At 44.7% G+C, this 8,993-nt stretch carries 9 protein-coding genes; 7 read left to right on the forward strand and 2 right to left on the reverse strand.

What is annotated here, in order from left to right; genetic code table 11:
* Nucleotides 1-110 precede the first annotated feature (110 nt).
* On the reverse strand, nucleotides 111-1,331 hold the full coding sequence (locus L865_RS0122670; protein ID WP_028775309.1) for a threonine/serine exporter family protein: 1,221 nt from the start codon (nucleotides 1,329-1,331) through the stop codon (nucleotides 111-113).
* Between the two features lie 384 nt (nucleotides 1,332-1,715).
* On the opposite strand from L865_RS0122670, the gene L865_RS0122675 reads away from it, so the two are divergent.
* The 7 genes from L865_RS0122675 (at nucleotide 1,716) to L865_RS24425 (ending at nucleotide 8,664) form a co-directional block, all read left to right on the forward strand.
* Nucleotides 1,716-2,483 (forward strand): substrate-binding periplasmic protein, encoded by a 768-nt coding sequence (locus L865_RS0122675; RefSeq protein WP_028775310.1) that lies wholly within the window; start codon nucleotides 1,716-1,718, stop codon nucleotides 2,481-2,483.
* A gap of 28 nt (nucleotides 2,484-2,511) precedes the next feature.
* Nucleotides 2,512-2,916, forward strand: a complete 405-nt coding sequence (locus L865_RS0122680; protein WP_028775311.1) for an MAPEG family protein — start codon at nucleotides 2,512-2,514, stop codon at nucleotides 2,914-2,916.
* 180 nt (nucleotides 2,917-3,096) lie between these two features.
* Nucleotides 3,097-5,424: a YgiQ family radical SAM protein gene (locus tag L865_RS0122685; RefSeq protein WP_028775312.1), complete on the forward strand. Its 2,328-nt coding sequence runs from the start codon at nucleotides 3,097-3,099 to the stop codon at nucleotides 5,422-5,424.
* A gap of 63 nt (nucleotides 5,425-5,487) precedes the next feature.
* Nucleotides 5,488-5,850 carry a YkvA family protein gene (locus L865_RS0122690; RefSeq protein ID WP_028775313.1) on the forward strand — a complete coding sequence of 121 codons (363 nt, stop codon included), beginning with the start codon at nucleotides 5,488-5,490 and terminating at the stop codon, nucleotides 5,848-5,850.
* A gap of 81 nt (nucleotides 5,851-5,931) precedes the next feature.
* Nucleotides 5,932-6,522, forward strand: a complete 591-nt coding sequence (locus L865_RS0122695; protein ID WP_028775314.1) for a hypothetical protein — start codon at nucleotides 5,932-5,934, stop codon at nucleotides 6,520-6,522.
* A gap of 161 nt (nucleotides 6,523-6,683) precedes the next feature.
* Complete coding sequence (locus L865_RS0122700) at nucleotides 6,684-7,283, forward strand: TnsA endonuclease N-terminal domain-containing protein (RefSeq protein ID WP_051484782.1); 600 nt, start codon at nucleotides 6,684-6,686, stop codon at nucleotides 7,281-7,283.
* The gene (locus L865_RS24425; RefSeq protein ID WP_051484784.1) at nucleotides 7,276-8,664 is read left to right on the forward strand and encodes a DDE-type integrase/transposase/recombinase; all 1,389 of its coding nucleotides are present in this window, start codon (nucleotides 7,276-7,278) and stop codon (nucleotides 8,662-8,664) included. The genes L865_RS0122700 and L865_RS24425 overlap by 8 nt, the downstream gene beginning before the upstream one ends.
* 4 nt (nucleotides 8,665-8,668) lie before the next feature.
* On the opposite strand, the gene L865_RS0122710 is transcribed toward L865_RS24425, so the two are convergent.
* Nucleotides 8,669-8,993, reverse strand: a 325-nt coding sequence (locus tag L865_RS0122710) for an IS3 family transposase (protein ID WP_028775316.1), incomplete at its 5' end; no start/stop codon positions are given.

Below are 8,993 nucleotides of genomic sequence, written 5' to 3' on the forward strand. Positions count from 1 at the left end.
ACAGACCGAGTTCCAGCTTTAGTCAAGGTTGGAAACAAAATAAGTAGATGATTTTACATCAACAATCACTAACTTACCCTGGATAAGCTAGTGACTGCTGTAAAGATGAATTATAAGGTTTTACGTGGTGGTACGGCGACGTTGGCGAAAATCAGTCCAGCGATGAGTGACATAAAAATAAGGAATATTTGTGTGCCAATGTGGCTCTGGTTAAGCATGGTCTCACCCAAAATGAGGGTGTTAAGGCCGATGTAGGTTTTACTGCCGGGTACCAAGATAACAATGCCTTGCAGCAATGCGATAGACGCCGGTGCTTTCATCCACCGCGCGTATAGGTTGGAATAGATCCCAACCGCCAGCGCGCCGAAGAAAATCCCTATTGAATCGCCCAAGTAGATGCCGCCAAGCATGGCTGAAAAGAAGGCCACGATACCGGCGAGTACTCCCCAAGGGGAGTCTTTAAGGCGCGCTTTGAAAATAATAACCAGCGCCATAGAAAGAATCGGCACTGCTGACCATATCGCCCATTGCGGTAACGGTTGTGGTTCAAAGTAGATAGCTTCGCCAAAAATTGCCTGGCCGATCACCATGCCAAATATGGCGCCAAAATAGAGCTTAAACAGCAACATACACGCATCCATGATGCGGGCAGTACCCGATATCAGATCGCGAGCGGCTAACTCTGCCAAGCCTAAGGTGAGCGCTAGGCCGGGGATGAAGATAATAATTCCCGATAAAATCACCACCGGAATATTAATACTGGGGTCGTACTGGGCAATACCACAGGCCGCAATGGCACATAAAATTGCCGCTAGGGGTTCGAGGGTCTCAGCCATACGTTTAGATCGCTCGGCGCGGTAGACCAGCCAATAAACCATAAATCCGAGCAGTGCCGACCAAAACACATCATTCCAACTGGTGCCCATTAGCATGGCAAAAGCGCCGGCTGAGCTACCAAACGCTAGCAAAGTAAGCAGGTTACCATAGGGGTTAGGCTTGTTAGCGATCTCTTCAAGACGCTCTAACGCTTCGGCTAAAGTACGCTGCCCAGTCACGAGCTCATCGACCAGTTCATCGGTACGCGCTAGCGAGCCTAAATCTAGCTCACCGGGTCGCACGCGAGCAACATGGTTATACTCTTGGTCGGTATCATGTTGCAGTACAAAGGTCATCGCGGTTGGAGAGATCAGGAAATAGCCGTCGATACCCAGCAAGTTGGAAACCGCTTGTAAGTGAGCTTCTAAACGATAGGCAGGGGTGCCAAATTTGTGCAAAGATTTGCCCAATTTTATGATAAATCGTCGTTTTTCAATAAACTCTTCGTTGGTCACTGGTGATACCGTCCAATAATCAAGTAGTGAGCCTAGGCTCAAGCGAGCGCATAGTAACCTATCTTGTGCCAAAAAGGTTAACGAGTTGCAGGTTTTTTTGTGCCTAACACACAGAATAAAAAAATAGGCTAAATTAGCGATATTCTGCTAATTGATGGCAAATCTAACTAGGTGAAAAGTGAGGTTATCACCTATCCTTTAGTGGGCTAAGCTAGCACTTGCTAACTTGAGGTAGTTAACCTTAAGTCATAAAGCTAAAAAGTAGCGCAATACTCTAAGTAGATGGGTGGTTTCTGTTTAAGTTATTATTTTTCATATCAATTGCAAACCAATAACTTCCAGCATAAGTTAGCCTGTAATAGCAGCAAATAAACGGCGGTAATCATGGGTGAATGGGCAAGGTGTCGACGGCTATGGATATGCCTATGTATTGCTGTAGGCTGGTGCCAGTCTGTTGCCGTAGCTGACAACAAGCTTATTGTGGTTGCTGAAGAAATGGTGCCCTATCAATTTCATCAGCAGGGTGAGCTCCATGGTTTGTCCATTGAAATCATTAAGCGCTTAGACCAACTCGTAGGCCAAACGCCGGCAATTGATATTTACCCCTGGAGTCGCGCCATCTATTTGGCTAGCACTCGGCCAAACACCATTATTTTAGGGATCACCAAAACCCAGGCTCGACTCGCCCAATTTCATTGGGTAGGCGAGCTGCCATTTTGGGACGAATTATGGATATGGACCCGCAAAGAAAATCTACAGTTAACCTTAGATGATTGGCCACAACGGGTGAATTATCTAACGAGTTTACCCAGAGATGATGCCAATATCCCCATGCTTGAGAGTCACGGTTTTATCCGTAACCAAAACCTGTATATCACCAATGGTTTTAGCCAGAGCATCGGTTTACTAAGAAAAGGGCGGATTGATTTTATTCTTTCTGGTCGCCACTCTTTTGCCTACCTACTTGAAAAAATGGCAGATGATCATGTTATTGTAGCCCATTCACCTGTGGTGAAGTCTGCGCCGACGCCAATGGCCATTGCCATGAACTTAGACAGTGATACTGAGCTTGTTGCGGCCTACCAAGCCGCATTTGCAGAACTAAAACAATCAGGCGAGCTACAAGCCATTGTGGATAAATGGCTAGATTAAGCTTGCCAATGGATAACAAGGAAGACAGATGACGTTTGCTATTTCGGGGTTATATATCAGTTTAACCGCTATTTTAGTGGTGGTGTTAGCGATGCGGGTGGTTAAGTTACGCCGGTTACACAAGGTTGGTATCGGTACTGCAGATAATCGCGCACTCGAGCTGGCCTGTCGCGTGCATGGCAATTTAGTGGAGAATGCACCATTTGTTTTGCTATTAATGGTGGTGGCAGAATCACAAGGTCTTGCACCGCTATGGTTGCACATTGTGGGTATCAGTTGGATTGTTGCTCGCCTATTGCATGCTATGGGGCTGACTCAAGGCAATGGCGGCTATCATTATGGGCGTTTTATGGGTGGGTTAATTAGCTGGTTGCTTGTCCTTACGCTGTCTGTGGTTAATATCATTTTTTTTGCATTTAGTGCATTTTCTTAAAGGTTTGGTTGATTTTTGTTCGCCTAGAGCTGCCTGAGCCTGTTATACTCCGCGTCCATTTTAGTCAGTGATGAGGTTGTTATACTGTCGAAGTTTACCTGATTTATCGCCGCTTTTTGTGGTGCAGGTTTATACTTAATGTTCAGATAACGACTGTAGCAGAGTTAGGCACCTAGATACATGCAAGTTGAATCGACACTATTTACCCATTCTAAATACCGCCCCGAGCAACATAAAGCGGCGCCGTTTTTACCTATGTCCCGCAAGGAGATGGGTAAATTAGGCTGGGATAGTTGTGACATCATCATTGTGACCGGCGATGCCTATGTGGACCACCCCAGCTTTGGTATGGCGGTAATTGGCCGTATGCTTGAAGCACAAGGCTTTCGGGTGGGGATAATCTCTCAGCCTGATTGGTCGAACAAAAACGACTTTATGGAGCTGGGTAAGCCCAATCTGTATTTCGGTGTGACTGCTGGCAACATGGACTCGATGATCAACCGTTATACGACTGAGCGTAGACTGCGCCATGACGATGCATATACTGCGGGCAACATTGGCGGTAAGCGACCTGATAGAGCCGTCACCGTGTATACCCAGCGCTGCAAAGAAGCCTTTAAACAAGTGCCAGTGGTTATTGGTGGCATTGAAGCCAGTTTGCGCCGCATAGCCCACTATGATTATTGGTCAGATAAAGTGCGCCGTTCCGTAATTCTGGACGCTAAAGCTGACATTCTCGTCTACGGTAATGCTGAGCGCCCCTTAGTTGAGCTGTCTCATCGTATCGCCAGCGGAGAGCCTATCAGTGCGATCCACAACGTACGTGGCACTGCGGTGATCCGTAATGAGCCTTTGCCTGAATGGAAAGGCATGGACTCGCGCAAGCTAGATCAATTACATAAAATTGACCCCATTCCTAATCCGTATGGTGCCGATGATGTAGGGTGTAAAAACCTTTCAGGCCCAACAGATGAAAAGGTGTTTGATAACGATGCACCTAAAGCCATCTCTGTGCAGCCGCCGCGACCTAAGCCGTGGGAAAAAACCTATGTACTCCTACCTAGCTATGAAAAGGTCGCAGAAGATAAGTACCTGTATGCCCATGCTTCGCGTATTTTGCATCAAGAGCAAAACCCAGGTTGTGCGAGAGCCTTATTCCAGCCCCATGCCAAGCGCGCTATTTGGGTGAATCCGCCCGCGTGGCCATTGAACACTGATGAGATGGATGGGGTGTTCGATTTAGCTTACCAGCGAGTGCCTCACCCGAGTTATGGTCAGGATAAAATTCCGGCTTATGACATGATCAAAACCTCGATCAATATTATGCGTGGGTGTTTTGGTGGCTGTTCTTTCTGTTCGATCACCGAACATGAAGGGCGCATTATTCAAAGCCGCTCGCAAGAGTCCATTGTCAAAGAAATTAAAGATATTCAAGACAAGGTGCCCGGTTTTACTGGGGTGATATCCGATTTGGGTGGCCCAACAGCCAACATGTATCGTCTAGGCTGTAAAAGTGAGAAAGCAGAGAAAACCTGCCGACGCTTATCTTGTGTATTCCCATCAATATGCGGCCATTTAGATACCGACCATCAGGCAACCATCGATCTTTATCGCGCTGCTCGAGATGTACCGGGTATCAAAAAGGTGCTAATTGCATCTGGGGTGCGTTACGACTTAGCGACTGAAGATCCGCGCTATGTGAAAGAGCTAGCCAGTCATCATGTGGGCGGCTATTTGAAAATTGCCCCAGAGCACACAGAAGAGGGGCCGCTCAACAAGATGATGAAGCCCGGCATGGGCACCTACGATAAGTTTAAAGAGTTGTTCGACAAGTACTCTGCTGAAGCGGGTAAGAAACAGTATCTGATCCCGTACTTTATCTCGGCGCATCCTGGCACCACCAATGAAGATATGGTCAATTTAGCGCTGTGGTTAAAAGGCGAGAAGTTCAAGCTAGACCAAGTACAGAACTTCTATCCATCACCAATGGCGAACGCCACCACGATTTATCATACTGAACTCAATTCACTGAAGAATGTTAAGCACACCAGTGAACAAGTCGATGTCCCCAAAGGCGGACGTCAGCGTAAGCTACACAAAGCCTTGTTACGTTATCATGACCCAGCTGGTTGGCCGCTTATTCGTGAAGCACTGACCGATATGGGCAAAACTAAGCTGATTGGTAATGGTCCAGATTGTTTAGTGCCGGCTGAATCTCGTCAAGAGCGCGAAGCAAACCGTGGTAAGCGCAAAGGTGGCGGCAATGCCAAAGCAGACGGCAGTAAAAGGGCTTTCACCCGTTTTAGTAGCGATCAATTTGCCGATAGAGAAGCGGGCAAAGGTAACAAAAAGCCTAGTCATAAACCTAAGTCAGGCAATAAGAACACGGCTAAATCCGGCGGCCAAGCTAGTGGTAAAGCGACTGGTAAAGGTGGGCAAGCTAACGCAAACAGTAAGCGTCGCCCGGCTAAAAATGCTTGGGGCACAACGCCTAAGCATCAAAGGTAGTAGTTATTTGGCGAGAAATAGGGGAATATCATTGATGTTCCCCCTATTTTTTAGGAGTTAATTATGTCTCAGCAGCACGACTCTTCAACGGGTACGCCCCACGGACCGGACGATTACAGTGATGCCAGCTTTTGGCAAAAAGTGAAACAGTTTGCTAAACAAGCTGGCCGTGAAGTGATTGATAATGCCCTATGTCTATATTACGCGGCGCAAAGGCCCGATACGCCTAAATGGGCTAAGACTGTGATATTTGGTGCACTGGCTTACTTTATTGCACCGCTAGATGCGATACCTGATTTGACGCCCGTAGTCGGGTTTTCTGATGATTTAGGCGCACTAGCTGCCGCATTAGCGATGGTAAGTTTGTATATCGACGATGACGTTCGTAAGCAGGCCGAGCAGAAGTGCGCCACTTGGTTTGGTTAGTGTACGACCGTTAAGTTAATTTTTATCTGTTTATGTTAGCCTCATCTATCCATCATGAATAAGATAGCTATGAGAACAACAATGACAACAACAAAAAATTCACAGCTGGCGCTGCTTCTGACCTCTGCAGCCGTTTTTGCAGCCCCTGCAATGGCAACCACCACTGAGCAAAATCAATTTTTTGATAATATTGCCGCCCATTGCGGCAAAGCCTTTGAAGGTACCGTAACCGCGGGTAACGATGCTGATTCAGCGTTCAGCGGTAAGAAGTTGGTGATGCATGTGCGTGAATGCACTGATGACCAGTTAAAAGTGCCGTTTCATGTTGGTGATGATCATTCACGTACTTGGGTGATCACCAAAACCCAGTATGGTTTGCATTTAGCTCACGACCATCGCCATGAAGATGGTAGCGAAGACAAAGTGACCATGTATGGCGGTATGACCGCAGACATGGGGAGCGCGACCGAGCAATCTTTCCCTGCAGATGCTCACTCAATCAATAACTTTAGAGAAAATGGCCTTGATGTTTCCATCACCAACGTGTGGCATATGTATATCAAACCCTCTGAATTTACTTATCGCTTAACCCGCGAAAACCGAGATTTCCGTGTCGATTTTGACTTAAGCAAACCCGTAACACTGCCACCAGTACCTTGGGGACATGAGTAATGTTGTTTAAAGCATAAGCCTGCATAAATTACATATAAGTCTGCATAGTGATAGATAAGTGTGCATAATTTGAACTATAAGTTCACATAGTGTACTGTTTGTTTGTCATTTAACTACATCTGAGTGTTTTTATGTATCAAAGAAACATAAAGCACTCTCGCGTGAAGAATCTCTTTAAGTTTGCTAGCTTAAAGAATCATGCTTCGTTAACGCTAGAGTCTTCATTAGAGTTTGATGCTTGCTTTCATTTTGAATACAGTAAGTCGGTGTCAGCCTTTGAAGCACAACCTATCGGTTTTTATTACCAATATTACGGTAAGTCCCTTCCTTATACCCCCGATTTTCTAGTCTCAAGCGCAGATGGTAAGCAGATCTACTATGAAGTTAAGTGTTCAAAAGAGGCTAGTGATCCAGAGGTGAAGCACAGGTTTAGGCATAAGCAGCAGGCTTGTATTGAGCTCGGTATAGAGCTCAGATTAGTCACGGAACGACAGCTACACAAAGGTCCACTCCTTAATAATCTTAAACTGTTACATCGCTATTCTGGAGATGCAAAATACAATACTCAAATTGAATGGATATTATCATTGGTACGTAAGCTTGGTGTAGTGACAATTCGTGAGTTACTTGATGAATCCAAGTTAACCCATGGGCAGCTTAATAAACTGGTGCTAATTGGCGCATCACAGGGGCTATTAAAGTTTGACTTAGCTGCGACTCCTTTTGGTTTAGATACTGAACTTTCTATCGCTCATGGATGAAGATACAGATCTATTTAAGGATGAAATCGATGACTTCGATTCTGAGATTTTTAATGCAAATAGTGATGCCGAAGTCTCGATTAGTGTTCATGCTAGCAAACCTCTCGAGATGTATGATCAAGCTATTCAATATGAAACTAAAAAGCGTTTGCACTACATCAGATTTATTGAAAAACGTATAGGTGGAGGTTGGACTCAGAAGAATATAGATCCACTACTGGCACAGATGACTTCCTATGATAATGAACCTAAGCCTAAGTGGCGCGCTATCGCTGCTTGGTACAGTAAATATCGAAAATCTAATTTCTGTATAACCGCACTTATTCCCTCCCATGGTAAAAAAGGTAATAGAGCCCTTAAAAATAGCAGTGGTGATTTTTATTTTAATAAAGCACTGGAAGACAAGTATTTACGAAAAGAGCGTCCAAGTGTCGCAACTACCTACCGTTACTATTGTGATCTAATTCAAGTTGAAAATAGTCGTTTGGTATCAGGAGCTATAACCCCTCTTTCTTATACAGGATTTAATGCACGTATTAAAAGTTTGGAACCCTATGATGTTGACTTAGCTCGTTTTGGTCGTAGTTATGTCCAAAAAAAGTACAAGCTAGGTGATAAATTTGCTGAGCCAACCAGTGTTATGGAGCGAGTGGAGATAGATCACACGGTACTCGATTTCACTGTATTAATGGAAGACAACCAGACAGTGATTGGTCGTCCAACTATTACCGCTCTCGTGGATTGCTACAGTAGTTGCGTTGTGGGGTTTTACGTCAGCTTTAATGAGCCTAGTCACTTATCTATTCGAGCAGCATTAGTTAATACCATGCTGAGTAAAGATGATGTAACTAATAGTTTTTCAAGTATCAATGCTGACTGGCCTTGCCATGGAAAAATTGAGCTATTAGTCGTTGATAATGGGGTAAAGTTTTGGGGGGATTCGTTAGAGTCTGCTTGTAAAGAGCTTGGTATAAATACGAGTTACAATCCCGTTGGCAAACCTTGGAAAAAGCCCAAAATAGAGCGGTTCTTTAGAACATTAAACATAGAGTTTTTAGACTCTCTACCAGGCAAAAACTTTAGAAGCATTGATGCTAAAGGGGATTACCAACCAGATAAAGAAGCTGCCATTAGTTTTAGTTTATTTAATGAATTACTGCACAAGTGGATTATTGAGGTTTATAACCAAAAAGCAGATGACCGAAAAACACGAGTGCCAATTGCAAAGTGGTATGAAGGCGCGTCAGTATATCCACCGATTGAATATACAGGTGACAATCAAGAACTTCTGCGTGTCAAACTAGGAGTTTTAGACACTCGTTCTATTTCAAAAGATGGTATCCAGTATTTGCACTTGCGGTACGATTTGGTAAGCCCCTAGTTATCTAGACACTTTCTAGTTTCTCAAAATACTGCTTTTCGAACTTCATTGGTGACAGTCCGTTATTACTACCATGATGGCGCACTGGATTATAGAAATATTCGATATAGTTAAATATTTCTGAGCGTGCTTCATCTCTGGTTTTATAGACTTTTCGCTTAACTCTATCCTTCTTTAGGAGTGAGAAAAAACTCTCTGCAACAGCGTTATCATGGCAGTTCCCTCTGCGGCTCATACTTGCTTCAAGGTTGTGTTCTTTAAGAAAACTACGCCAATCTGAACAGGTATATTGCACACCTTGATCGGAATGTATTAGCACTTTTTCGGTC

It is taken from the genome of Shewanella waksmanii ATCC BAA-643 (genome assembly GCF_000518805.1).
Taxonomy (GTDB): domain Bacteria; phylum Pseudomonadota; class Gammaproteobacteria; order Enterobacterales; family Shewanellaceae; genus Shewanella; species Shewanella waksmanii.